Raw genomic sequence first — 21,910 nt, 5'->3', positions numbered from 1 at the left:
CTTTACTTACCTCCTTTAACTTGTTTTTTCGGTTTGACAAAGCGTTCGATAAGATAATGAACACTGACAAAGAAGATAATAGACGCTGTTACAATGCTGACAAGCTCAGACGGTACCTGCGCCGCATTCATACCAGGGGCTCCAACTTGGAGAACACCAAATAGGAAGGCTGCAAAGAGAATACCAATTGGTGAGTTGGCCGCAAGCAAACTAACCGCCATCCCGTTAAATCCGACAGCTAATGACGACCCCTGAACATAAACGTTCTGGAAGGTTCCAAGTCCTTCAACAGCTCCACCAAGACCTGCCAAAGCACCTGAAATAATCATTGAGAGGATAATCGTTCTTTTTGCAGAAATACCAGCATACTCTGAAGCATGTGGATTAAGACCAACCGCACGGATTTCAAAACCAAGGGTTGTTTTCTTGAGCATGAACCAAATGACTGCAACGGCAATGAGAGCAAAGAAAATACCGATATTCATCCGCGAATTACCAGTCAACTCAGCCAACCAAGGTGTCTGGTAAGTTGCATTAGCTCCGACACGAATCGTCGAATCTGTACTTTGCATGAAGTCTTTAGGAAAGGCATGGATAAAGGCATTTCCTACATACAAGACAATGTAGTTCATCATGATGGTTACGATAACCTCTGATGTCCCTAGATAAGCTCTAAGAATACCTGGAATCGCTCCGACAATCCCACCAGCAATCAAGGCAATCACGATAGTTGCTAAAATCATCAAAGGACGTGGCATATCTGGATGCGACAAGGCAAACCAACCACTAAGAATCCAACCTGCCAAAGCCTGACCAGGAAGTCCGACGTTAAAGAAACCAGCACGACTGGCAACGGCAAAACCAAGACCAATCAAGACCAAAGGTCCCATGGCACGGAAGATTTCCCCAATCCCGCGTAGACTACCAAAGGCTGTATAGAACAATTCTTCATAGCCCCAAATAGCATCATAACCGAAGATCCACATGACAATGGCTCCGAGCAAAATTCCTAGGAAGACAGAAATCAAGGGAACCGAAATTTGTTGTAATTTTTTAGACATCACTCTTCTCCTTTCCCAAGTTTCCACCAGCCATCAAGACACCAAGTTCTTGTTTATTGGTTGTTTCTGGTGATACAATACCTTGAATCTTACCATCGTGGATAACGGCAATACGGTCTGAGACGTTTAAAATCTCATCCAATTCAAAGCTGACAACAAGAACAGCCTTCCCGTTATCACGCTCTTCAATCAAACGTTTGTGGATATATTCAATGGCACCGACATCCAACCCACGAGTTGGCTGGCTGACGATAAGGAGATCAGGATCACGATCAATTTCACGAGCAATAATTGCTTTTTGTTGATTTCCTCCTGAGAGTGCCGCTGCAGGAACAAATTCATTTGCAGCACGAACATCAAACTCTTCCATTAGCTTTTTAGCATAAGAAGTAATATTTGAATAGTTCAAAATTCCATTTTTACTATGTGGTTCTTTGTAGTAGGTTTGAAGGGCAATATTTTCAGAAATCATCATTTCCAAAATCAAGCCATCACGGTGACGATCTTCTGGAACGTGCCCAACACTCAACTCTGTAATCTGACGTGGATGCAAGCCTACAATTGAATCTCCTTTTAGCTCAATGCTGCCAGATTCAACCTTGCGAAGACCTGTAATGGCTTGAATCAGTTCAGACTGACCATTTCCATCAATCCCCGCAATACCAACAATCTCTCCAGCACGAACATCCAAGGACAGATTTTTCACAGCTGGGACACCGCGGTTTTCATTGACCACCAAGTCTTTAATAGACAAGACAACTTCTTTTGGTTGAGAGGCTTGCTTCTCTGTTTTAAAGGAAACAGAACGTCCTACCATCATTTCCGCCAAATCAGCATTGGTAGCCCCTGCGATTTCGACGGTTTCAATTGATTTCCCACGACGGATAACTGTAACGCGGTCAGAAACTGCGCGAATCTCGTCCAACTTGTGGGTAATCAAGATAATTGATTTTCCTTCTTTGACAAGATTTTTCAAAATAGCCATCAACTCATCAATTTCTGATGGAGTCAAAACGGCCGTTGGTTCGTCAAAGATAAGGATATCAGCCCCCCGATAAAGGGTTTTTAAAATTTCTACACGTTGTTGGGCTCCAACTGAGATGTCTGCCACCTTGGCAGAAGGGTCAACAGCTAAGCCATAACGTTCAGAAAGAGCCTTGATTTCTTTGCTAGCTCCAGCGATATCTAGCACACCATTTTTAGTCAATTCACTTCCTAAAATGATGTTTTCGGCCACTGTGAAGGCTTCTACCAACATAAAGTGCTGATGAACCATTCCAATTCCCAAGCTAGCTGCTTTAGATGGTGAATCGAGGGTGACAACTTGACCGTTGACCGCAATTTCACCACTGGTTGGTTCAAGAAGCCCTGCTAACATGTTCATGAGCGTGGACTTTCCAGCCCCATTTTCTCCTAAAAGTGCATGAATTTCACCTTTTCGTAGGTGCAGGTTGATTTTGTCGTTGGCAACAAATTCACCAAACACCTTGGTAATATCACGCATCTCAATGACATTTTCGTGTGCCATGTGCTCTTCCTTTCAGAGTCTTATTTTATTTCAATAAAACTTGCTAGTTTGTCTAGTAGCAAGCTTTACTGAGACAAAATGATTTTGTCTCAACTCTTAAAAAAGCGGCCGAGGGCCGCTTCCTAAGAAATGACTTCCATCCATTATTTTGCAGGAACTTTTACGCTTCCATCAAGGATTTTAGCTTTTGCATCTTCAACAGCTTTTTTACCTTCTTCTGAAAGGTTTGTTACTGCCAAGTCAACACCTTTATCTTTCAATGAGTAAACGATTACTTGACCGCCAGGGAACTCACCTTTTTCTGCTTTGTTAGAAATATCTTTTACAGTTGTGCCAACTTGTTTCAAAGTAGATACAAGAACAAAGTTTGATTCTTTACCATCTTTAGAAGTGTATTTACCTTCTACTTCTTGGTCACGGTCAACACCGATAACCCAAACTTTTTCACTTTCAGGACGGCTCTCGTTGAGTGATTTTGCTTCTGCAAAGACACCTGCACCTGTACCACCAGCTACTTGGTAAACAACGTCTGCACCAGCTGCGTATTGTGCCGCTGCAATTGTTTTACCTTTGGCATTATCATTAAATGAACCAGCATAGTCAACTTGTACTTTGATAGATGGGTCTACTGACTCAACACCTGCCTTGAAACCAGCTTCAAAACGAGAGATAACTTCAGACTCCATACCACCTACAAAACCAACTTGTTTTGTCTTAGTTGTTTTAGCTGCTGCAACACCTGCGAGATAAGCAGATTCATTGTCAGCGAAAGTTACGCTAGCAACATTCTTTTGATCTTTAATCACATCATCAATCAAGACATAGTTGATATCTGAGTGTTCTTTAGCTGCTTCTTCAACCGCATTGTGAAGGGCAAAACCAACACCGAAGATTAGATTGTAACTTCCAGCCGCTTGTTGCAAGTTGTTAGCGTAGTCAGCTTCACTTGTTGATTGGAAATAAGTAAAGCCTTTATCTTTTGAAAGATTGTGTTCTTTACCCCAGTCTTGCAAACCTTCCCAAGCTGATTGGTTGAATGATTTGTCATCAACACCACCAGTGTCAGTGACGATTGCTGCTTTTGTCTTCACATCAGAAGATGAAGCCGCGTTACGAGAAGAGCGGTTACCACATGCAGCAAGTCCAACTGCTGCCACTGCAACTAGACCAAGGCCTAGCCATTGTTTCTTGTTCATTACTGAACCTCCTAAATAAGATGTGCAACGATGTTGCAAGTATGGATTGGTTGGCCTCAAGGACCGTGCCACTCAGAGAGCGACTCAGACTAGTTTAAGTCTGTAAAAGAGTATGGAAGTAATTCCCCGACCGTCATCTCGACCGTCGATTTATCTTTTGCGACTAAGGTCACTTTTAGATCTTGTTCAAAAAATTCAGCCATCACTTGGCGACAAGCACCACATGGTGAAATTGGTTTTTCAGTCTGACCATAGACAATCAATTCTGAAAATTCTCTTTGACCTTCAGAAACTGCTTTAAAAATCGCTGTACGTTCTCCACAGTTAGTCAAAGAATAACTAGCATTCTCGATATTGACACCTGTATAAGTGCTACCATCTTTCGCCACTAAAACAGCTCCGACTGGAAAATGAGAATAGGGCACATAGGCTTTCTTGCTGGTTTCAATTGCTAGTTCAATCAACTCAGTAGTCGCCATCAGCCAATTCTCCTTTTAAAATGGCTACCCCAGCTGAAGTTCCGATACGGGTCGCCCCTGCTTCCACAAAGGCAAGAGCATCTGCATAAGAACGAGCTCCACCAGCAGCCTTGACTCCCATATCAGGTCCAACTGTTTCACGCATTAATCTAACATCTGCTACCGTCGCACCACCAGTTGAAAAGCCAGTTGAAGTTTTTACGAAGTCAGCTCCCGCTTTTTGGGCCAATTGGCAGGCTACAACTTTTTCTTGGTCAGTCAGAAGGCAAGCTTCAATAATGACTTTCACTAACTTGTCACCACTTGCTTCCACTACTGCGCGAATATCCGACTCAACCAAATCAAGATTACCTGTTTTGAGAGCTCCAACATTGATCACCATATCAATCTCATCTGCACCATTTTGGATAGCTTCCTTGGTTTCAAAAGCTTTCACAGCTGAAGTTGTTGCCCCCAAAGGGAAACCTACTACTGTACAGACCTTGACATCTGTGTCTTCAAGCCCTTTTTTAGCATGTTCAGCCCAGGTCGGATTAACGCAAACACTGGCAAAATCATACTCTCTAGCTTCAGACAACAAACAATCAATTTGATTTACTGTCGCATCTTGTTTCAAAAGTGTATGATCGATATATTTATTTAATTTCATATTCGGATTCTCCTGCAGTTTATGAGATTATTTCTATAATTTCTCGTAAACTTTGCACGCTATCATTTATTTTAACATATTTTTGAAAATCTGTAACTAGCTGAGGAGAAATTTTTCCATTTGTGTATACTTTTGCAACAATTTCTCCCTTTTGAACGGAATCTCCAACTTTCTTTTCAAAAACAATTCCTGTTTCATAGTCTAAGGCATCAGACTTGACTGCACGGCCTGCCCCCAGTCTCATAGCATAAAGTCCAAATTCCATAGCTGGAAGAGCTGAAATGACACCCGTTTCCTGAGCAGGGATTTCCACCACATGGGCTACATTTACAGGACGATAGAGGTCTTCCAAGTCTCCACCCTGGGCTTTGACCATCTCCTCAAACTTAACCAGTGCTTGACCATTTTCAAGATGTTGGCGAACTTCTTCAACTGTTTTATTTACATTTGCCAGGCTAAGCATAATTTGAGCCAATTCACAGATGAAGTGGGTAATATCCTGGCGTCCTTGACCTTGTAAAATCTCCAGTGCTTCAAGGATCTCCAGACGATTTCCAATCGCTCGTCCCAAGGGCTGACTCATATCCGTAATGACTGCTACCGTTTTTCTACCAACTGCCTTACCAAGTTCCACCATGGTTTGAGCTAATTCACGCGCCTCGTCAACCGTTTTCATGAAGGCACCCTCACCGACAGTCACGTCTAGCAAAATAGCATCCGCCCCTGCTGCGATTTTCTTGCTCATCACCGAACTCGCAATCAAAGGAATAGTATCAACGGTTGCGGTCACATCACGAAGGGCATATAAAAGCTTGTCGGCTTTTACCAGCTGGTCTGATTGCCCAATGACAGATACACCAATATCCTGCACTTGTGCAATGAAATCCTCTTGACTGCGCTCAACTTGATAACCCTTAATGGACTCCAATTTATCAATTGTTCCGCCTGTATGGCCGAGACCACGACCACTCATTTTTGCGACTGGAACTCCAAAACTCGCTACTAAAGGAGCTAAAATCAAGGTCACCTTGTCACCAACACCACCCGTAGAATGCTTGTCAACCTTAACCCCATCAATAGCGGATAAATCAAACTCCTGCCCTGTCTGAACCATTTTCATAGTCAAATCAGAGATTTCTCGAGTTGTCATTCCTTTAAAATAAACAGCCATAGCAAAGGCAGACATCTGATAATCAGGAACCGTTCCTGACACATAGCCTTCAACTAGCCATTCGATTTCACTTGAAGTCAGTTCTTGACCATCACGTTTTTTTTGGATTAAATCAACTGCTCTCATTCTTTCACACTTCTAAGGATATAGTATCCCTTATCTTTTTTAACGACTTCACAATTGCCAAACACATCTTCCATCTTAGACTTAGCACTTGGGGCCCCTTGTTTTTTCTGGATAACAATTGTTAAATCTCCACCAGTTTCCAAGAAATCTTTACTTTTCTCAATGATTTCATGAACCACTTGCTTGCCCGCACGGATAGGAGGATTGGAAATGACATGGTCAAATGTGCCTTCAACTTGTTCATAGATGTTGGACTGGAAAATCGTCGCTTCTACTTTATTTCGTTCAGCATTTTGTCGTGCCAAATCCAAGGCACGATTATTAATATCGACCATGGTCGCCTGAACTCCATAAACCTTAGCTAAAGACAAGCCCAAAGGTCCGTAACCACAGCCTACATCAAGGACAGTTTCTCCTTGGTTGACCTCAAGACACTTGAGCAAGAGTTGACTTCCAAAGTCAACCATTTTCTTGCTAAAAACACCAGCATCCGTCAAAAAGGTCATTTTTTGTCCCAACAACTCTACTCTCAACTCATGAATGTCGTGAGCAGCGTCAGGATTTTCTGCATAATACATTTTACTCATGAAACTATTTTACCATAATTTAACGAAATATTAAATCGTTTCCAAGTAATTTGACAATACGATGTAGTTTGTCATTATTGTTTTAATCGAGAGAAACTTTTTCTATAAGATACTAGATGTTTTTAGTCCCAAAATATGCTATACTAAGATATCGAATCAGAAAGACAAACTTATGACCAACGAATTGTTACATTTTGAAAAAATCAGTCGCCAAACTTGGCAATCTTTACACCGAAAGACAACACCTCCTTTGACAGAAGAGGAATTAGAATCCATCAAGAGTTTTAATGACCAGATTAGCTTACAGGATGTTACCGATGTCTATCTTCCCCTAGCCCATCTCATCCAGATTTACAAACGTACCAAGGATGACTTGGCCTTTTCAAAAGGAATTTTCCTTCAACGTGAAAGCAAATCCCAACCTTTTATCATTGGAGTTTCTGGGAGTGTTGCCGTTGGAAAATCAACAACCAGCCGCCTGCTTCAGATACTGCTATCACGTACACTTACAGATGCTAGGGTTGAGTTGGTAACAACTGACGGCTTTCTCTATCCCAACCATACCTTGATTGAGCAAGGGATTCTAAATCGGAAGGGATTTCCTGAAAGCTATGATATGGAAGCTCTTCTCAACTTCTTGGACCGCATCAAAAATGGACAAGATGTAGATATTCCTGTCTATTCTCATGAAGTCTACGACATCATACCTGAGGAAAAACAAAGCGTCAAAGCTGCTGACTTTGTGATTGTCGAGGGAATCAATGTCTTTCAAAATCCACAAAACGAGCGTCTCTATATCACTGATTTCTTTGACTTTTCCATCTATGTTGATGCTGCAGTCGATGACATCGAGAGTTGGTATCTCGACCGTTTCTTGAAAATGCTGAGCCTAGCCCAAAACGACCCTGATAGCTACTATTATCGTTTTACTCAAATGCCGATTGGAGAAGTGGAATCCTTTGCCCATCAGGTCTGGACCAGTATCAATCTCACAAATTTACAAAATTATATTGAACCAACCAGAAATCGAGCAGAAGTGATTCTACATAAAACAAAGAACCATGAAATCGATGAAATTTACTTAAAAAAATAATTTTCCCTTGTCAAAACGTAAGTTTTCAGATATAATGGTATAGTTAGTAAATATGGAGGTAAGAACATTGGCAAACATTAAATCAGCTATCAAACGCGCTGAATTGAACGTTAAACAGAACGAAAAGAACTCAGCTCAAAAATCAGCTATGCGTACTGCTATCAAAGCTTTCGAAGCAAACCCATCTGAAGAACTTTTCCGTGCTGCTAGCTCAGCTATCGATAAAGCAGAAACTAAAGGTTTGATTCACAAAAACAAAGCAAGCCGCGACAAAGCTCGTCTTTCAGCTAAACTTGCTAAATAAGAAACAGTCCATAGAGGCTGTTTTTTTGTCCTCAAATAGGAAAAGGTAGAAAATGAAAATCGCAATTATCGGATATTCTGGTGCTGGTAAGTCAACTCTAGCCAAAAAGTTGTCTCACTGCTACTCCATCTCAAAACTGCACATGGACACACTCCAATTTCAACCCGGTTGGCAAGACAGTGACCGTGAATGGATGCTGACCGAGATGAATAACTTTCTCACCAAGCATGAAGCTTGGGTTATTGATGGTAATTATTCTTGGTGTTTCTATGAGGAAAGAATGCAGGAAGCTGACCAAATCATCTTTCTCAATTTTTCGCCATTGACCTGTCTCTTTCGAGCCTTTAAACGGTATCTCACATATCGAGGTAAGGTCAGAGAAAGTATGGCAGCTGGTTGTCAAGAACAATTTAATTGGGAGTTTATCAGATGGATTCTCTGGGATGGGCGGAGCAAATCCGCTAAAGAACGCTACAAGTGGGTTCAAGAAACCTATCCAGATAAAGTTGTTATCCTTAGGTCTCAAAAGGAGATAGATTACTTTATAAAGACTCACGAAAACAAGAAGAAAAACCAACATGGATAATGTTAGTACTATTTGGAAGACAAATCCCCTTTTTGGGGCTATTTTCCCAAAATATTTTCTTCATTATTTACCAATCTATCCTATCTAAAACTCTGAATTCTATAGAAATGAAAAGGGACATTCACTGTCCCTTTTATCAATTTTTAGATTTTGAATATACAATAATCACAATCGCTAGGCCTCAAATCCTCTTTACTCATTTGGAATAAGTATAAGGGAAGACGGATATTATATTTAGCTTTCATAAATAATAGGTAATGGAATGATTGTTATAACCTTAATCTGAAAAAATAAAGGTTTCAGCTACTAAAAATGTGCAAGAAAAGCTTGATTTCATAAACTTTATCAGCTTCGTTGCTATAACCTCGTCCCCAGTCATACCTAGCCCCAAGTAATTTCCAATTGATAGCTGGCAAAGGGATATCCCTCTTGGTTTTGTAGTTGATAGTCTAAATGAATCTTTTGCCCATCAACTTCATAACGACTGGTTTGGATAATAAACTTCTGCATGCCCATGGGTGTAGGAATATAGGCTAAACTATCGCTATCCTTTAGAAAGCGCATAATGGTCTTGGGATTGGAAAATCGGCTCATCACCAACTCTTGACCATGAAATTTAATAACTACTTTTTCCTTTTCTTCATTATAGAAAAGCAGGTAGCTATAATCTCCCTTTTCATATACTTCTACATCATAAAGCTGGTCAATCACTTCCAACTGCTCATCAAACTGAATCGTATTTCGCATCCGAATCTTCACACCAAGTCCTCTTTCTTCTCTCTTGTCCTACTATTTTACCAAAAACTCTAGCTTTTTGCTATAATGGTCATATGAACGAAAAAGTATTCCGTGACCCAGTTCACAACTACATCCATGTCAATAATCAAATCATCTATGACTTAATTAATACAAAAGAATTTCAGCGTTTACGTCGTATCAAGCAACTGGGAACTTCCAGTTATACCTTCCACGGTGGAGAACACAGTCGCTTTTCCCACTGCTTGGGGGTCTATGAGATTGCTCGTCGCATCACAGAGATTTTTGAAGAAAAATACCCTGACGAATGGAATCCTGCCGAGTCTCTCTTGACCATGACCGCTGCTCTCCTACATGATCTTGGGCATGGTGCCTACTCGCATACTTTTGAACATCTCTTTGATACAGACCACGAAGCCATTACTCAGGAGATTATCCAAAGTCCTGAGACAGAGATTCACCAAGTCCTACTACAAGTGGCGCCTGATTTCCCAGAAAAAGTGGCCAGTGTCATTGACCACACCTACCCTAACAAGCAGGTTGTGCAGCTCATTTCCAGTCAGATCGATGCGGACCGTATGGACTATCTCTTGCGCGACTCCTATTTTACAGGAGCATCTTATGGGGAATTTGATCTGACTCGCATCCTCCGAGTCATTCGTCCAGTCGAAAATGGTATCGCCTTTCAGCGCAATGGTATGCACGCCATCGAAGACTATGTCCTTAGTCGTTACCAGATGTATATGCAGGTTTATTTCCACCCAGCAACACGCGCTATGGAAGTTCTCCTACAAAATCTCCTTAAGCGCGCTAAGGAACTCTATCCTGAGGATAAGGACTTCTTTGCACGAACTTCTCCACACCTCCTGCCTTTCTTTGAAAAAAATGTGACCTTGTCTGACTATCTGGCTCTGGATGATGGTGTGATGAATACCTACTTCCAACTCTGGATGACCAGTCCTGACAAGATTTTAGCAGACTTATCACAACGCTTTGTCAACCGCAAGGTCTTTAAATCCATTACCTTTTCACAAGAAGACCAAGATCAACTCGCCAGCATGAGAAAATTGGTTGAGGATATCGGCTTTGACCCGGACTACTACACTGCCATTCATAAGAACTTTGACCTCCCTTATGATATCTATCGTCCCGAATCTGAAAATCCGCGGACACAGATTGAGATTTTACAAAAAAATGGAGAACTAGCTGAACTCTCTAGCCTGTCTCCTATCGTCCAATCCCTTGCAGGTAGTCGCCACGGAGATAATCGTTTCTATTTCCCGAAAGAAATGTTGGACCAAAACAGTATCTTCGCAAGCATTACCCAGCAATTTTTACACTTGATTGAGAATGATCATTTTACCCCAAATAAAAACTAAAAGAGGAAATTTATGAGTATTAAACTAATTGCCGTCGATATTGACGGAACCCTAGTCAATAGCCAAAAGGAGATTACTCCTGAGGTCTTTTCTGCCATCCAAGATGCCAAAGAAGCTGGTGTCAAAGTCGTGATTGCAACTGGCCGCCCTATCGCAGGTGTTGCCAAGCTTCTAGACGACTTGCAGTTGAGAGACGAGGGTGACTATGTTGTGACTTTCAATGGTGCCCTTGTCCAAGAAACCGCTACAGGACATGAGATTATCAGCGAATCCTTGACCTATGAGGATTATCTGGATATGGAATTCCTCAGTCGCAAGCTCGGTGTTCACATGCACGCTATTACCAAGGATGGTATCTATACTGCCAATCGCAATATCGGAAAATATACAGTGCACGAATCAACCCTCGTCAGCATGCCTATTTTCTACCGTACACCTGAAGAAATGGCCAATAAAGAAATCGTCAAGTGTATGTTCATCGATGAACCAGAAATACTCGATGCTGCCATTGAAAAAATACCAGCCGAATTTTACGAGCGCTACTCTATCAACAAATCTGCACCTTTCTACCTTGAACTCCTTAAAAAGAATGTAGACAAGGGCTCAGCTATTACTCACCTAGCTGAAAAACTAGGATTGACCAAAGATGAAACCATGGCTATTGGGGACGAAGAAAATGACCGCGCCATGCTGGAAGTCGTTGGAAACCCTGTAGTCATGGAAAACGGAAATCCAGAAATCAAAAAAATCGCCAAATACATCACCAAGTCTAACGACGAATCTGGTGTCGCCCATGCTATTCGAACTTGGGTCTTGCAACAGGATTAGAATATAGAAAAAGTACCCCAGAAGTTAGAGATAAACATCTCACTCCTGAGGTATTTTTAGCATATAGATTATTCTTCTGAATCTCTTTTTATTTTTGGAATTTTTTATCATCCAGTTTAGGAATCCCCTTGTTCTCAATCTTAGGAAGGTTATTTAGTTCTTCAAGAGTCGGTACTTTCTGATATACCTTAGCAGGTCGATAGAGTAAAGCAAACGAGAAGAACAAAGCAATAATACTCCCAATAGCTGCTATGTTCCGTTTACTCGCGTCTAACGAAGGGACCTCAGCTCCACTTGTACTAAGCTCCTTCCATTCAGGGTGTACTTCTTCAATGGATTTTTTCTCTTGCCAAAGCGGAACGAGTAAGAAATGATTGAAAGGTACAACTGTAGCCATAGCTGTCGCTCCTAATGGAATAAACCTATTGGAATTTACGATAAGCACGATGCTGAGTATAGATAATAATACGAATAGAACGATTACTAACACTAGTCGAATTTTATATTCTTTTCTTAATTGCAAGTATTCTTCTTGTGTCATCTAATCTAAACCCTCTTTCTCTTAAATTCTGAACAGTTGAAGATCTTTATCATAGCAACTTTTAGTATATATCTTTGATAAAGGCTACAACTTGACGGTTTCCAATCCTAACATAATAGCCACCGCTATTATTGACAAGTTTATCCCCTTCATATCGATCGATCTTTACAGCATAAAGACCACTAGGTAAGGATTGATTGTTAAAAAACTCTTTCAATTGCGATTCAAGGTCTTTAAGATAAGCATCATATAACTGATCCTTCTTGTCTTCTGGAGTGTAGTATCGAAATTGAAATTCTGGTATAAAGATATCTTTTTGGAAAAGATATTGGGCATCCATAGGATACATCCCTTGTAATGCTTGTCCATTTCTTTGATTTTCTTCTAAGATTTCATCATAAAGATAGATATTGCCAGATTTACTATTAAATTGAAAATCAATTCCATCGTACTTCAAAGCAGTCATTTTAGGATCTGTTATTGAACTGTCCAATGTTTTTAAAAATTCGCTAGTACCTGGACTAATCTCAATCCCTAGATAAGCTAATTCTGGAAAAGTGAGATAAATTTTTTTATTTTGTTTATAATCAACTTCTGCATCTGTTTTTCTATACTTTTTATGTTCTGAAGAACGAGTATAGTATTCAAAACGACTCTTAGCCTGATAGGTTTTCCCAGCTATAGTTTCACTGTAAGTACCATGGATAACAAATCCTCCCACGCTTGTATAGTTTTTTTCATATTCTTCTAACTCAAACTGACCTGTAAGACCATAGTTCTCATAAGAACGATGCACAGCTTTCTCAAGTTCATTCCGACTTGCATGGGCAAATAAACCCCACATATCCATAATAGTAATAATAGGACTAATAGCAATAAGGACACACACTATTATAATTGAATTTTTTATATCTTTACTTTTTTGGGAATTTGGAATATTATTACGTTTCCTTGCTAAGTTTAATATAATACCCACTACAATTGCAAATAACAAAAGACGCACTTCACAACCTCCTTATTTCGAGTTAAATAAATATGGAAAAAACTCTACAAATTTACTTTTTCCCGTTTATTCTTTAAGCTACGAAATCTATGTCTCATTATACCACAAAAAGAGAGCGTCTTTCGCTCCCTTTATTACTCCGATAATTCTACTTTCAAACTCATATCCGTCGGTTGTAATACCTTCTGAACCGCTGCAAGAAAGGCTAGTCCATTATCAGATGGAGAATATTGGAAGGTAATATGGATGACTTTTTTGTCAAACTTATCGCCATATCGTTCCACATACTGCTTGCTTTCGAGGAAGTAGATGTAGTTGTTGAGTTTTTCTTGAAGTTTCAAGAGATGTTCCTCTTCCAGAGACTCTATCCATTTGTTTTCATCAATCAACAACAACTCTAGATGGTCATCTGAAACACCCATAGCATCGATGCTTGTAACGTCTAGTTCAATTTTCTCAACTGTTTTAATGGTTTCTACTACCTTTGGTGGATTGTAGTATTTTTCCTTGAATTCCTTAAGAATCTTCTCTACCTTTTCTTCATCACACTGCCTGTATAATGGACTACGGTCTAATACATTACATAGTCTTTCATAGGTATAAGTACGTTTCTGCTCATCCGATAATTTTGAAATGCTTTCTATAATATTTCTTACCAATTCATCTGTTTCAATAACAAAGGGAAGGCTTGTATATCTTCTTAAACGACTGCCTTGCATAGAAATATAATCAGTCACCTTATCTAATTTGACTAGGTCAGTCGATAAGCTAAAATCTTTCAAGATGTCAAAAGTTCTTCTTGCTATATCCTCATCACCTTCCACATACAGAGGATATAAGCAATATTCCATTAATACTCCAATATCTGTACTATTCACATCATAAGAATCTCGTTGTCGAAAACGATACTTCGGTTCCGTCCCTAGAAAAACTTCAGCTTCTTTCCCTTCCTTCATTATTTCACGATAGTCTTTTACAAAATTTTGATAATCTTTAGGCTCTGGTATTTCAAATTTCTTCATTTATTTACTCCATTCGTTAATTCTAAAAATCCCTTCAACTGAAATAATTTCATTAGTGCCTGGTCTATAGACACGTGGATTTTTGATTTCATAATAGCCTTGACGTTCAATCGCAGATAGAAAGTCATCGTAGGAATGCCCCTTCATATCGATTGACGGCATAAGTAGTTCGCTGTTTAAAACCGTTAAATAATCTTTTTAAAAATCTAGTCCCATTATACCACAAAAAGAGAGCATCTTTCGCTCCCTTTATTACTCCGGTAATTCTACCTTCAAACTCATATCAGTCGGTTGCAACACCTTCTGAACCGCAGCGAGAAAGGCCAATCCGTTATCCGATGGAGAATACTGGAATGTGATATGGATGACTTTTTTGTCAAAGTTATCGCCATATCGTTCTACATACTGCTTACTTTCGAGGAAGTAGATGTAGTTGTTAAGTTTTTCTTGAAATTTCCAGAGATGTTCCTCTTCCTGCCAACCGACTGGATCAACAAGGAGTAACTCTAAATGATTATCAACTATACCAATAGCGTCAAGTTCGCTAGGTTCTAGTTCTGAAACAATAGATTTGGTTACGATTTGGGTAAATTTTTCAGGAGAAAATATTTTTTGGTTATCAGATAAATCATTGAAAATTAAGTCAGGATTATTTTGTATAAAAATTTTATTCGACTCTTCTTGTGTATATTGTTTTTTAGATTTCCAAAAACCATATTGTGCATAATTCATCAACTCTTTACCAGTATGTTCTCCCGACATATAACTATCTGCAGCTTCTTTGGGGATTTCTTGAACTACTTCTGGCATAGTAATATTAAAAGTTGGATAACGCAAGAAAAACTTATCATCATCTTGACAAATTTCCAACATATCTTTTTGACTAGTATAAATCGACTTCATTTTTAATATCTATTAGCTCCTTGTGTTTTTTTAAATATTTTTTCCCATACCATTCCTCCACAGTCTTACCTTCCCACTCACGATACTCTTCAGGATATTTCCATTTGTAGAATGCTTGTAAATAGCTAGGAAATTCGATGTAAATTAGCATAGCAATGACAGCAATATTTAGGATAATCCATGTTATCAAAAGACCTAATCCTTCTAATGAAGTTGAAAATTTTATGGAAAAACTTTTTATAATAAAGTTTATAATTACTCCAATTCCCAAAAAACTCATTCCATAAATCGCTATCTTATTGGCAATTTTGTTTCGAAGAGAAGAGCCACTTCCATTACCATACATCAGTTTTTTAAGACTTTCAATTTCAAGGCTAAACATAAAATAGGCTAATATAGTAATAAAAACAAAAATAGCAGCAACCATCCAAATAGATAAAGTTGGTAATGACATATCAATCGCTAACAGATTAAATTCAAGACTAAGCCAAATTAGAAATGTGATGACATGAAAATGATTGCGATAAGGCAGTATAAAAGCTTTTCTAAAAACTTTACCAATCAATATGATAAATACCCAAATTAAGAAACAGACTAGATATACCTCAGCTGTTAGTAATGGATGTTGATAGATAGGCAATCTTAAATCTTTAGGATCAGAGTTGTGCAAGGACAGCGAGAAAACAAGAATCATAAAGTTTATAATGACAGGACCGATAAGAGTGAAAACAATATTCTGAATATGAAGAACTAGTTTAGACTTTCCTTCCCTATAATATGTTTCTAATTTAGAGAAAACATTTCCTTTCTGATACTGTAAAAAACCATCATCTTCTAGATTAAGACTTTCTTCAAAACTTGCGCTAAAAATAGATCTTTTCTTCATGATTTTCACCCAAATCCTATTTTAATAACTCCTTGTGTTTTTTTAAATATTTCATTCCATACCACTCTTCTAAAGATTTTCCCTCCCACTCGCGGTATTCTTCGGGATATTTCCATTTATAGTAAGCATAAAGGAAATAAGAAAACTCCATAAAAATAAGCATTGCAATTAAACCAATGTTTAACAAAATCCAACATATGAAGAGACCTAAAAGAGTTACGGAATGTGAAAAATTAATAGAGAAGGCTTTGAAAATATAATTAACAATCAAAGCTAATCCCAATAGACCTGCTCCATAAATAGCAAGGTCTTTAGCAATTTTATCGAGTAAGGTAGGTGACTTAACTTCTCCATACATTAGATTTTTCAAATCTTTAAGTTCTATCCTTAACATCCAATAAATTAAGGCTAAAAGAATACAACCAATAGCAAAAAGCCCTAAAATTGTTAGAAATGGTAATGCTAAACCAATAGCAGCGAGATCGAACTCTATAACAAACCAAATCAAAAACGTTATGACATGAAAATGAGTCCTATATGGAAGAATAAAAAATGGTTTGAAAAATTTACCAATTAGAACTAAGAGAAGCCATATAAATAACCCGATTACATAAACATGAGCCGTTAAAAAATTATGATTAGAAATTGGAAAGACTAAATCTTTTGGGTCACTAGTATAAAGCATTGTTGAAAAAGCCAATAACAAGAAATTGATGCCAATTGGGAAAATAAGTGTCAATATACCATATAAAACAGCGTTTTTAAAATAGTCAAATACATTCCTTGGAGGTTTGGACATTTTTTTATCTTGTTCCTTCAATTGATACTGTAAAAACCCATCATCTAATAAATTTAAACTTTCTTCAAAACTTGCTTTAAATAAGGATTTTCTTTTCATATTCTATCACCTAAATTTAATTATTTTTACATTCTTTTGAGGACTATCTCATATTCCCGTTCTTTTCCAGGTGCAAATGCAAGGGGTTATGGTTGTTAGAAAAATGAACTTTTTTTACTTTTTTTGATTCTTCTTTACCATAGGCAAAAAGATCTAGTTGGTACGTGCATTTCTTATCAAACTCTCCATTACCTTCTTCCGCTTGTGCAAATTATTGGCTAAATACAAATAGAGAATAAACAAAAGCATCGAGTGGAAAAATAATGGCAAAAAACTAGGATATGACAGATAGACTAGTACAAATACTAGCAGACTGATAAGACTACAACGTATAAAGAATAATATGATAGCCGCATTTTTCTTCGATACTTCTAAGAACTCTAAGTACTCCAAATCTGTAAATAGAGCCGGATACAAATCCAAATCTTTCTTAAAATAGACATCTAGCAATTTTCCGATAAATAAGGAAAGACAAGAGAATAAAATCAAATAAAGAAACTTGTGAGCAGGTATACTAAAGATTGTCAATCCATTCAGAAATCTTATAAATGGAAGAACGAGCAACACCAGTGAAAATATAATGTACTGTTGACTCTTAGAAGTTTTTTCTGGAATTGAAAAATACAATTTCTTTGTCTTTAAGTCACAATAGACTAATTTGTTCTTAAATTCTACTAGATGAACTAGTCCTTTATAATGTTTTCTATTTTCTTTCATTTCCTTTGTTCAGTTCTTTCTCCAACTGTTTTAAGACAACTAAAATATCGCTTTTATAATCCATGGTCTCATCTACAAATCTTCTTGCTAGACTAAAAAAGCTGACTTCATCCGTCGTTTCTCCTCGTCCTATACATTCAGTCAGCTTGTAAATATCCTGAATGATCCCAGGATATCGTTTCTGGCTCGGATATTCCAAGTTAATCAACTCTTGTAATTGCTTAATATATTGCGTGTATTGGTTCTTCATAATTGAATTCCTTATTAACTTTAATCACTTCGTTTAATTTTTACTATGATTTGACCTAACTTCAACTATCTCATATTCCCGTTCTTCTCCAGGTGCAAATGCAATGTTGACAGTCCCTAGAAATATGAACATTATTAACATCATTAAACAAAGCATGCTAATGTTCTTCAAATATATGAATGCCATAGCAAATATAAGAGTTAAAGCAAAAATACATAGTCGCAATAGAAACATTTTGACATAAAAACCCAATGAATTTACTGGTTTTATCTTAAAATTAATAGATTGCTCCAACGATCTATTGAGTAATTTTTCCAAAGTCTTTTTCTTTTTAGAATATAAGAGTTGAAGCAAACTAAAAGACAATAATAGACCAATAACTACTATAACTAAGCTAGTTACTATCGAAAAATTAACATAAAAGTTGGCAAATAAATCAATATGATTCATACGAGCCCAGGCATTCACAAAAACTGCCAATCCTGTGGCTAATGACGTTGGAAGGATAAATTTGCTCGCTTTAGCGTTTTTTTCTTCGATTTTAACAAGTTCTTCATCTGAAATAGCATAAACTTTCTGATAAAAATACCAGTTTAGAGGCAAACAGAAGTATCCGAGAAAATGTTTAGGAGATCTATCTAATAGATACTGTCTCCCCTGATAATGAAATAATAGGTATCGAAGATTCCCTTTATAATATAATTTTATTTTTTGCATTCTAATCCTTACTAATCTAAGAAAACATGAGTTCTTCCCAAGTTATGATGAGCAGCTCGATATAATCTACATCTTATTTTAGTATTTTATCATTTATTTTATATAAGTGATGACTTTCAGTTCCAAAGGCAACATTTGAAGCCAACAAATATAGAAAGATGATTGCATTAGCCATTAAACCAAAAAGTAAGTTACCTGAGTAAAAATAATACAAGGACATAAAAAATGCTAGTCCACCAATAACTACTATAAAGCCTAGCAATTGTTTAAAGTCAATTTTTACTGGTGTGATTTTATAGTATTGTAAATGCCTAAGTTCGCGCCCTAGCACGGAGGCCATCCTTCTTTTCCGAGAATAGTAAAATAATTCAACCAAAACATATGTTAAAAGAAAAGTCATTAAAAAAAGTGCCACTGTCGTAAAACTTGAAAGATTCGTTTCAAAATACTTAGTAGTATCAATCTTGTTCACGCGTAACCAATTATATAAAAAGACACTCAGTCCAGCACCGAGAGAAGCTGAAACAGTGAGTTTTGTAGCACGTCCAGTTTTTTCTTTTATTTTACAATACTCATCCGATGTAATGGGATACACATGTTGAAAGAAAAGCCAATTTATAGGTGGAAAAAGATATCCTATCAAATGACATGGTCTTCTATCAAGTAGATAGTATTGATGATTGAATTCAAATACTAAATACCGAAAATTTCCATAAGTAAAGCAAATTTTTTCCATCATTTCTCCTTAATCACAAACAGATCACTTCTACTTAGCCCCTCTGAACTATACCCTAGCAAAGTAGCCTCATATTGATCTCCTAGTCCATTAGCATCATTCAGTTGAATCAACCACTCCTTCATGGTTTTTAATTTTACAATTGATACATAGAAGGTTTGAAATATTCTGTTTGGTAGAGAAAAGAGATTGTATTCATTGTCACTTGCATCTATGTAATAAATTTTGTTTAACTCTGAAGAAAAATTTATTTTTCCTTTAGTCCTAGAATCAACCGAATAAAAGTTATCAAGTTGTTCTCTAGTTAAGTATTCTTTCAGAATTTCGATATCCTCTATATCATTTATTAAAGTCATCAAGGGGAATTCAAAATCTGTAACACCTCTTTTAACAAAGATAGCAAAATAGAGTTGAGCTAACTCCTTGTTACGAATTTTACAATATTCTAAAATAACCCCTCTTTCATTTAGTGAAATAACAAATTCGTCTTCTCTTTTTTCTAGAATATAAATAATATCCACATTATCATATGCCTGCAACTTGTTATTTATTGAAACAATTTCGACATTTCTGATAAACCTTTTCAAACTTACAATATATTCATTATCAAACATTATCATTTCCTCGAAACAGATTCCATTTTTTTCTTCTATTAGATTGAAACCACAGTATCACAACATTACTTTTCAATAGAATTTAAAAAGTTATCAATGGCTTGGCCTTCTAAACTTTTTACTTTAACTCCCTGATCTTTAAAGATTCCTAAAGGTGTTTCGACTATTTTTAAGACTTCAATGTCTTTTCGGCTAATCTCTTTTGCCCATTCTAATTTGTTTATCTGCTTGAATCCCAACTCATCCTTTATTTGATTTTGATTGGCGCTTGGTTTTATTTCAAACCAATCTTTCTCAATATTCCTTCGAATCATCCCACTACTAACATAAAAAGAATGCCCCTTATATTGAATCTCATAATGAATCTTGTATAGATAGTCTAGCTCTTCCATTTTGACTTTTTTTGAAAAGAAATCATCAATTTCTTCTCCCCAAGAATCTACATAATTATTAAATCCCTCATCCTTTGTATCACTAGTCAGAACAATCCAATCATTATTACTAAGACCTTTTGAAACATGATATTTTTTACCCCGATAAATTGCAATCATTATTCACCCCTATTTTGTTACTTTCCAACCCAACCTTATGGAAACGTTCATCAGCTGTCTAGTCTTTTAATAAGCTGTCAATTCTTTTTATCAATAAAGAAAATTGTTCATTTTTTCTTTTCATGTATTCAGCATCCGAATCTAAGACATAAAAATCCGATAAACCATCTCTTGGGAAAAACATACTTTTGTACCTTTTCTGTAGGTGGATCATCGTTTCTGCTGGTATCTGGGGTTTTCCTATACTTTGTAGGATAAACTGCATTTCCTCAAGGGTACCTATGAAATTATTAACATTAATTTTTCCCTTGTAATCTGATAGAAACACTATTAAGTCAGATAACGAATTCGTCAGTTCTTCTTTTAAATTGGTCATCATGTCATTCTCCAAAATATTCTTTACCCATTAATAGAAACCGAGCTTATATTCGACATCTATATTTGACTATCTCATAAACTTTCTCAATAGCTTCTTCTTCATTTTTAAAGGAAGCAATTTCAATTAAACTCTGACGCTCTGACACTTCATATACCAGAAATTTATTTGATTTCGAATCCAGAAAATACCCTATTGCGAACTGCTCTAATTCTTTTTTGTTTAGATAGACTGTATGATATTTAAGCTTACTTCGATGACACTCTAAAAAAGTAAGTAACTCTTCTTTTGTCATTGTATTTTCTCCGTTAGTTTTATGACTTCTTAAATAAAGGTGATGTTTAGGTTATTTCCTTATTTCTTCTTTCTCCATATTTAGGATCAATGATACTAAATAAGCGAATTTGTTCTTCTTGAAGAAGGCTATTATAACGTTCAAAATCTCCATTAGCATTCGTCCATGCATTCTTTGATGCTATTCTAGTAACATATGATTGTAAAAGATCATAAAGTATATCTTCCTTATTAGCAAATTTTTTCTCAGAATTTATTTTGCCACGTTCGACACCAACAATGTAATAGTGATCGCCCTCTAAATAAATAGTACGTCCTTCCGGTAAGAATAGAGATGGTTTTTCTTCTGAAAATAAGTCCGACGGATTCAGATTTGTTTCCCCTATTTTTAATAGTAACTCTATTAATTCTTGCTTTAACTGCATTATTTTTACCTCATTCCATTATTCATAAATAATAATTATTTGCTAAACAAGAATAGAATACTGGTCTCACCTGATTTTGTATCGATATATGATATTATTTCCGCAAAAGAGGTATTAAATTTACTAGAGTATGTACTCTTTTCGGAAAATCTACCATATTGTTTTTCTAACCACTTATCCTGTATTCCTTTTATATCTTGTAGTTTATATTCAAATATATTCGAATAATTTATC

General features: G+C 37.0%; 29 protein-coding genes. 5 read left to right on the top strand and 24 right to left on the bottom strand.

Annotated elements, in window-relative coordinates:
* Nucleotides 1-2: 2 nt before the first annotated feature.
* The 7 genes from LG372_RS00145 to LG372_RS00115 form a co-directional block, all read right to left on the bottom strand.
* Nucleotides 3-1,061, bottom strand: a complete 1,059-nt coding sequence (locus LG372_RS00145; RefSeq protein ID WP_060806311.1) for an ABC transporter permease — start codon at nucleotides 1,059-1,061, stop codon at nucleotides 3-5.
* Nucleotides 1,054-2,589: an ABC transporter ATP-binding protein gene (locus tag LG372_RS00140; protein ID WP_225741823.1), complete on the bottom strand. Its 1,536-nt coding sequence runs from the start codon at nucleotides 2,587-2,589 to the stop codon at nucleotides 1,054-1,056. The genes LG372_RS00145 and LG372_RS00140 overlap by 8 nt, the downstream gene beginning before the upstream one ends.
* 143 nt (nucleotides 2,590-2,732) lie before the next feature.
* On the bottom strand, nucleotides 2,733-3,785 hold the full coding sequence (locus LG372_RS00135) for a BMP family lipoprotein (protein ID WP_125385985.1): 1,053 nt from the start codon (nucleotides 3,783-3,785) through the stop codon (nucleotides 2,733-2,735).
* Between the two features lie 89 nt (nucleotides 3,786-3,874).
* Complete coding sequence (locus tag LG372_RS00130; RefSeq protein ID WP_094753725.1) at nucleotides 3,875-4,264, bottom strand: cytidine deaminase; 390 nt, start codon at nucleotides 4,262-4,264, stop codon at nucleotides 3,875-3,877.
* Nucleotides 4,251-4,913, bottom strand: coding sequence for a deoxyribose-phosphate aldolase (deoC, locus tag LG372_RS00125; RefSeq protein WP_225741822.1), 663 nt, complete (start codon nucleotides 4,911-4,913; stop codon nucleotides 4,251-4,253). Before deoC ends, LG372_RS00130 begins: the two co-directional genes overlap by 14 nt.
* 19 nt (nucleotides 4,914-4,932) lie before the next feature.
* A complete protein-coding gene (locus LG372_RS00120) occupies nucleotides 4,933-6,210 on the bottom strand; it encodes a pyrimidine-nucleoside phosphorylase (RefSeq protein ID WP_225741821.1) in 1,278 nt (425 codons plus the stop codon).
* Complete coding sequence (locus LG372_RS00115) at nucleotides 6,207-6,797, bottom strand: class I SAM-dependent methyltransferase (RefSeq protein ID WP_318783240.1); 591 nt, start codon at nucleotides 6,795-6,797, stop codon at nucleotides 6,207-6,209. The genes LG372_RS00120 and LG372_RS00115 overlap by 4 nt, the downstream gene beginning before the upstream one ends.
* 172 nt (nucleotides 6,798-6,969) lie before the next feature.
* On the opposite strand from LG372_RS00115, the gene coaA reads away from it, so the two are divergent.
* The 3 genes from coaA to LG372_RS00100 all read left to right on the top strand — a co-directional run bounded on the left by coaA (nucleotide 6,970) and on the right by LG372_RS00100 (nucleotide 8,780).
* A complete protein-coding gene (gene coaA, locus LG372_RS00110) occupies nucleotides 6,970-7,890 on the top strand; it encodes a type I pantothenate kinase (protein ID WP_225741820.1) in 921 nt (306 codons plus the stop codon).
* A gap of 67 nt (nucleotides 7,891-7,957) precedes the next feature.
* Complete coding sequence (rpsT, locus tag LG372_RS00105) at nucleotides 7,958-8,194, top strand: 30S ribosomal protein S20 (protein WP_001274000.1); 237 nt, start codon at nucleotides 7,958-7,960, stop codon at nucleotides 8,192-8,194.
* A gap of 52 nt (nucleotides 8,195-8,246) precedes the next feature.
* Nucleotides 8,247-8,780 (top strand): DNA topology modulation protein, encoded by a 534-nt coding sequence (locus tag LG372_RS00100; protein WP_225741819.1) that lies wholly within the window; start codon nucleotides 8,247-8,249, stop codon nucleotides 8,778-8,780.
* Between the two features lie 381 nt (nucleotides 8,781-9,161).
* Here LG372_RS00100 and LG372_RS00095 read toward each other — a convergent pair whose 3' ends face one another.
* Complete coding sequence (locus tag LG372_RS00095; RefSeq protein ID WP_225741818.1) at nucleotides 9,162-9,539, bottom strand: DUF1934 domain-containing protein; 378 nt, start codon at nucleotides 9,537-9,539, stop codon at nucleotides 9,162-9,164.
* 71 nt (nucleotides 9,540-9,610) lie between these two features.
* Between LG372_RS00095 and LG372_RS00090 the strand changes: the two genes are divergently transcribed.
* Nucleotides 9,611-10,915 (top strand): HD domain-containing protein, encoded by a 1,305-nt coding sequence (locus tag LG372_RS00090; RefSeq protein ID WP_225741817.1) that lies wholly within the window; start codon nucleotides 9,611-9,613, stop codon nucleotides 10,913-10,915.
* A gap of 12 nt (nucleotides 10,916-10,927) precedes the next feature.
* Complete coding sequence (gene yidA / locus LG372_RS00085; protein ID WP_225741816.1) at nucleotides 10,928-11,743, top strand: sugar-phosphatase; 816 nt, start codon at nucleotides 10,928-10,930, stop codon at nucleotides 11,741-11,743.
* A gap of 88 nt (nucleotides 11,744-11,831) precedes the next feature.
* Here the strand turns inward: yidA and LG372_RS00080 are convergent, their stop codons facing one another.
* From LG372_RS00080 to LG372_RS00005, 16 genes are all read right to left on the bottom strand, one after another.
* Nucleotides 11,832-12,284: a hypothetical protein gene (locus LG372_RS00080; RefSeq protein ID WP_225741815.1), complete on the bottom strand. Its 453-nt coding sequence runs from the start codon at nucleotides 12,282-12,284 to the stop codon at nucleotides 11,832-11,834.
* 61 nt (nucleotides 12,285-12,345) lie between these two features.
* A complete protein-coding gene (locus tag LG372_RS00075) occupies nucleotides 12,346-13,194 on the bottom strand; it encodes a hypothetical protein (protein ID WP_413252008.1) in 849 nt (282 codons plus the stop codon).
* A 227-nt stretch (nucleotides 13,195-13,421) separates the two neighbouring features.
* Entirely contained in the window at nucleotides 13,422-14,309 is an 888-nt protein-coding gene (gene ifs / locus LG372_RS00070) for an NAD glycohydrolase inhibitor (RefSeq protein WP_225741813.1), read from the bottom strand.
* Nucleotides 14,310-14,471: a hypothetical protein gene (locus tag LG372_RS00065; protein WP_201058738.1), complete on the bottom strand. Its 162-nt coding sequence runs from the start codon at nucleotides 14,469-14,471 to the stop codon at nucleotides 14,310-14,312.
* Between the two features lie 90 nt (nucleotides 14,472-14,561).
* Nucleotides 14,562-15,212, bottom strand: coding sequence for a DUF6572 domain-containing protein (locus LG372_RS00060; RefSeq protein ID WP_225741812.1), 651 nt, complete (start codon nucleotides 15,210-15,212; stop codon nucleotides 14,562-14,564).
* Nucleotides 15,193-16,098 carry a hypothetical protein gene (locus tag LG372_RS00055; RefSeq protein WP_225741811.1) on the bottom strand — a complete coding sequence of 302 codons (906 nt, stop codon included), beginning with the start codon at nucleotides 16,096-16,098 and terminating at the stop codon, nucleotides 15,193-15,195. The genes LG372_RS00060 and LG372_RS00055 overlap by 20 nt, the downstream gene beginning before the upstream one ends.
* A 16-nt stretch (nucleotides 16,099-16,114) precedes the next feature.
* Entirely contained in the window at nucleotides 16,115-16,996 is an 882-nt protein-coding gene (locus LG372_RS00050; protein WP_225741810.1) for a hypothetical protein, read from the bottom strand.
* Between the two features lie 703 nt (nucleotides 16,997-17,699).
* Nucleotides 17,700-17,963, bottom strand: a complete 264-nt coding sequence (locus tag LG372_RS00045) for a hypothetical protein (protein WP_049491574.1) — start codon at nucleotides 17,961-17,963, stop codon at nucleotides 17,700-17,702.
* Nucleotides 17,964-17,996: 33 nt separating this feature from the next.
* Nucleotides 17,997-18,680, bottom strand: coding sequence for a DUF443 family protein (locus tag LG372_RS00040; protein ID WP_225741809.1), 684 nt, complete (start codon nucleotides 18,678-18,680; stop codon nucleotides 17,997-17,999).
* A 73-nt stretch (nucleotides 18,681-18,753) separates the two neighbouring features.
* A complete protein-coding gene (locus LG372_RS00035) occupies nucleotides 18,754-19,416 on the bottom strand; it encodes a DUF443 family protein (RefSeq protein WP_225741992.1) in 663 nt (220 codons plus the stop codon).
* Entirely contained in the window at nucleotides 19,416-20,030 is a 615-nt protein-coding gene (locus LG372_RS00030; RefSeq protein ID WP_225741808.1) for a hypothetical protein, read from the bottom strand. Before LG372_RS00030 ends, LG372_RS00035 begins: the two co-directional genes overlap by 1 nt.
* A gap of 65 nt (nucleotides 20,031-20,095) precedes the next feature.
* Nucleotides 20,096-20,581: a hypothetical protein gene (locus LG372_RS00025; protein WP_225741807.1), complete on the bottom strand. Its 486-nt coding sequence runs from the start codon at nucleotides 20,579-20,581 to the stop codon at nucleotides 20,096-20,098.
* A gap of 58 nt (nucleotides 20,582-20,639) precedes the next feature.
* Nucleotides 20,640-20,960: a hypothetical protein gene (locus LG372_RS00020; RefSeq protein WP_225741806.1), complete on the bottom strand. Its 321-nt coding sequence runs from the start codon at nucleotides 20,958-20,960 to the stop codon at nucleotides 20,640-20,642.
* A gap of 43 nt (nucleotides 20,961-21,003) precedes the next feature.
* Complete coding sequence (locus LG372_RS00015) at nucleotides 21,004-21,252, bottom strand: hypothetical protein (RefSeq protein WP_225741805.1); 249 nt, start codon at nucleotides 21,250-21,252, stop codon at nucleotides 21,004-21,006.
* A gap of 46 nt (nucleotides 21,253-21,298) precedes the next feature.
* Nucleotides 21,299-21,676 carry a hypothetical protein gene (locus LG372_RS00010; RefSeq protein WP_225741804.1) on the bottom strand — a complete coding sequence of 126 codons (378 nt, stop codon included), beginning with the start codon at nucleotides 21,674-21,676 and terminating at the stop codon, nucleotides 21,299-21,301.
* Between the two features lie 35 nt (nucleotides 21,677-21,711).
* Nucleotides 21,712-21,910, bottom strand: a 199-nt coding sequence (locus tag LG372_RS00005) for a hypothetical protein (RefSeq protein ID WP_225741803.1), incomplete at its 5' end; no start/stop codon positions are given.

Origin of the sequence: Streptococcus sp. Marseille-Q5112 (genome assembly GCF_916700555.1) — a bacterium.
Taxonomy (GTDB): domain Bacteria; phylum Bacillota; class Bacilli; order Lactobacillales; family Streptococcaceae; genus Streptococcus; species Streptococcus symci.
The sequence above is the reverse complement of the archived record's forward strand: the minus strand, read 5'-3'. Positions and strand labels throughout refer to the sequence as shown.

Coding starts and splice junctions, on each gene's coding strand:
- LG372_RS00045 (WP_049491574.1), bottom strand. CDS start 17,963: ATGAAGAACCAATACACGCAATATATTAAGCAATTACAAGAGTTGATT.
- LG372_RS00040 (WP_225741809.1), bottom strand. CDS start 18,680: ATGCAAAAAATAAAATTATATTATAAAGGGAATCTTCGATACCTATTA.
- LG372_RS00115 (WP_318783240.1), bottom strand. CDS start 6,797: ATGAGTAAAATGTATTATGCAGAAAATCCTGACGCTGCTCACGACATT.
- LG372_RS00080 (WP_225741815.1), bottom strand. CDS start 12,284: ATGACACAAGAAGAATACTTGCAATTAAGAAAAGAATATAAAATTCGA.
- ifs (WP_225741813.1), bottom strand. CDS start 14,309: ATGAAGAAATTTGAAATACCAGAGCCTAAAGATTATCAAAATTTTGTA.
- LG372_RS00140 (WP_225741823.1), bottom strand. CDS start 2,589: ATGGCACACGAAAATGTCATTGAGATGCGTGATATTACCAAGGTGTTT.
- LG372_RS00055 (WP_225741811.1), bottom strand. CDS start 16,098: ATGAAGAAAAGATCTATTTTTAGCGCAAGTTTTGAAGAAAGTCTTAAT.
- LG372_RS00035 (WP_225741992.1), bottom strand. CDS start 19,416: ATGGAAAAAATTTGCTTTACTTATGGAAATTTTCGGTATTTAGTATTT.
- LG372_RS00065 (WP_201058738.1), bottom strand. CDS start 14,471: ATGCCGTCAATCGATATGAAGGGGCATTCCTACGATGACTTTCTATCT.
- LG372_RS00120 (WP_225741821.1), bottom strand. CDS start 6,210: ATGAGAGCAGTTGATTTAATCCAAAAAAAACGTGATGGTCAAGAACTG.
- LG372_RS00030 (WP_225741808.1), bottom strand. CDS start 20,030: ATGTTTGATAATGAATATATTGTAAGTTTGAAAAGGTTTATCAGAAAT.
- deoC (WP_225741822.1), bottom strand. CDS start 4,913: ATGAAATTAAATAAATATATCGATCATACACTTTTGAAACAAGATGCG.
- LG372_RS00100 (WP_225741819.1), top strand. CDS start 8,247: ATGAAAATCGCAATTATCGGATATTCTGGTGCTGGTAAGTCAACTCTA.
- LG372_RS00145 (WP_060806311.1), bottom strand. CDS start 1,061: ATGTCTAAAAAATTACAACAAATTTCGGTTCCCTTGATTTCTGTCTTC.
- LG372_RS00015 (WP_225741805.1), bottom strand. CDS start 21,252: ATGACAAAAGAAGAGTTACTTACTTTTTTAGAGTGTCATCGAAGTAAG.
- LG372_RS00130 (WP_094753725.1), bottom strand. CDS start 4,264: ATGGCGACTACTGAGTTGATTGAACTAGCAATTGAAACCAGCAAGAAA.
- LG372_RS00135 (WP_125385985.1), bottom strand. CDS start 3,785: ATGAACAAGAAACAATGGCTAGGCCTTGGTCTAGTTGCAGTGGCAGCA.
- LG372_RS00025 (WP_225741807.1), bottom strand. CDS start 20,581: ATGATTGCAATTTATCGGGGTAAAAAATATCATGTTTCAAAAGGTCTT.
- LG372_RS00050 (WP_225741810.1), bottom strand. CDS start 16,996: ATGAAAAGAAAATCCTTATTTAAAGCAAGTTTTGAAGAAAGTTTAAAT.
- LG372_RS00020 (WP_225741806.1), bottom strand. CDS start 20,960: ATGATGACCAATTTAAAAGAAGAACTGACGAATTCGTTATCTGACTTA.
- LG372_RS00010 (WP_225741804.1), bottom strand. CDS start 21,676: ATGCAGTTAAAGCAAGAATTAATAGAGTTACTATTAAAAATAGGGGAA.
- LG372_RS00090 (WP_225741817.1), top strand. CDS start 9,611: ATGAACGAAAAAGTATTCCGTGACCCAGTTCACAACTACATCCATGTC.
- coaA (WP_225741820.1), top strand. CDS start 6,970: ATGACCAACGAATTGTTACATTTTGAAAAAATCAGTCGCCAAACTTGG.
- LG372_RS00060 (WP_225741812.1), bottom strand. CDS start 15,212: ATGAAGTCGATTTATACTAGTCAAAAAGATATGTTGGAAATTTGTCAA.
- yidA (WP_225741816.1), top strand. CDS start 10,928: ATGAGTATTAAACTAATTGCCGTCGATATTGACGGAACCCTAGTCAAT.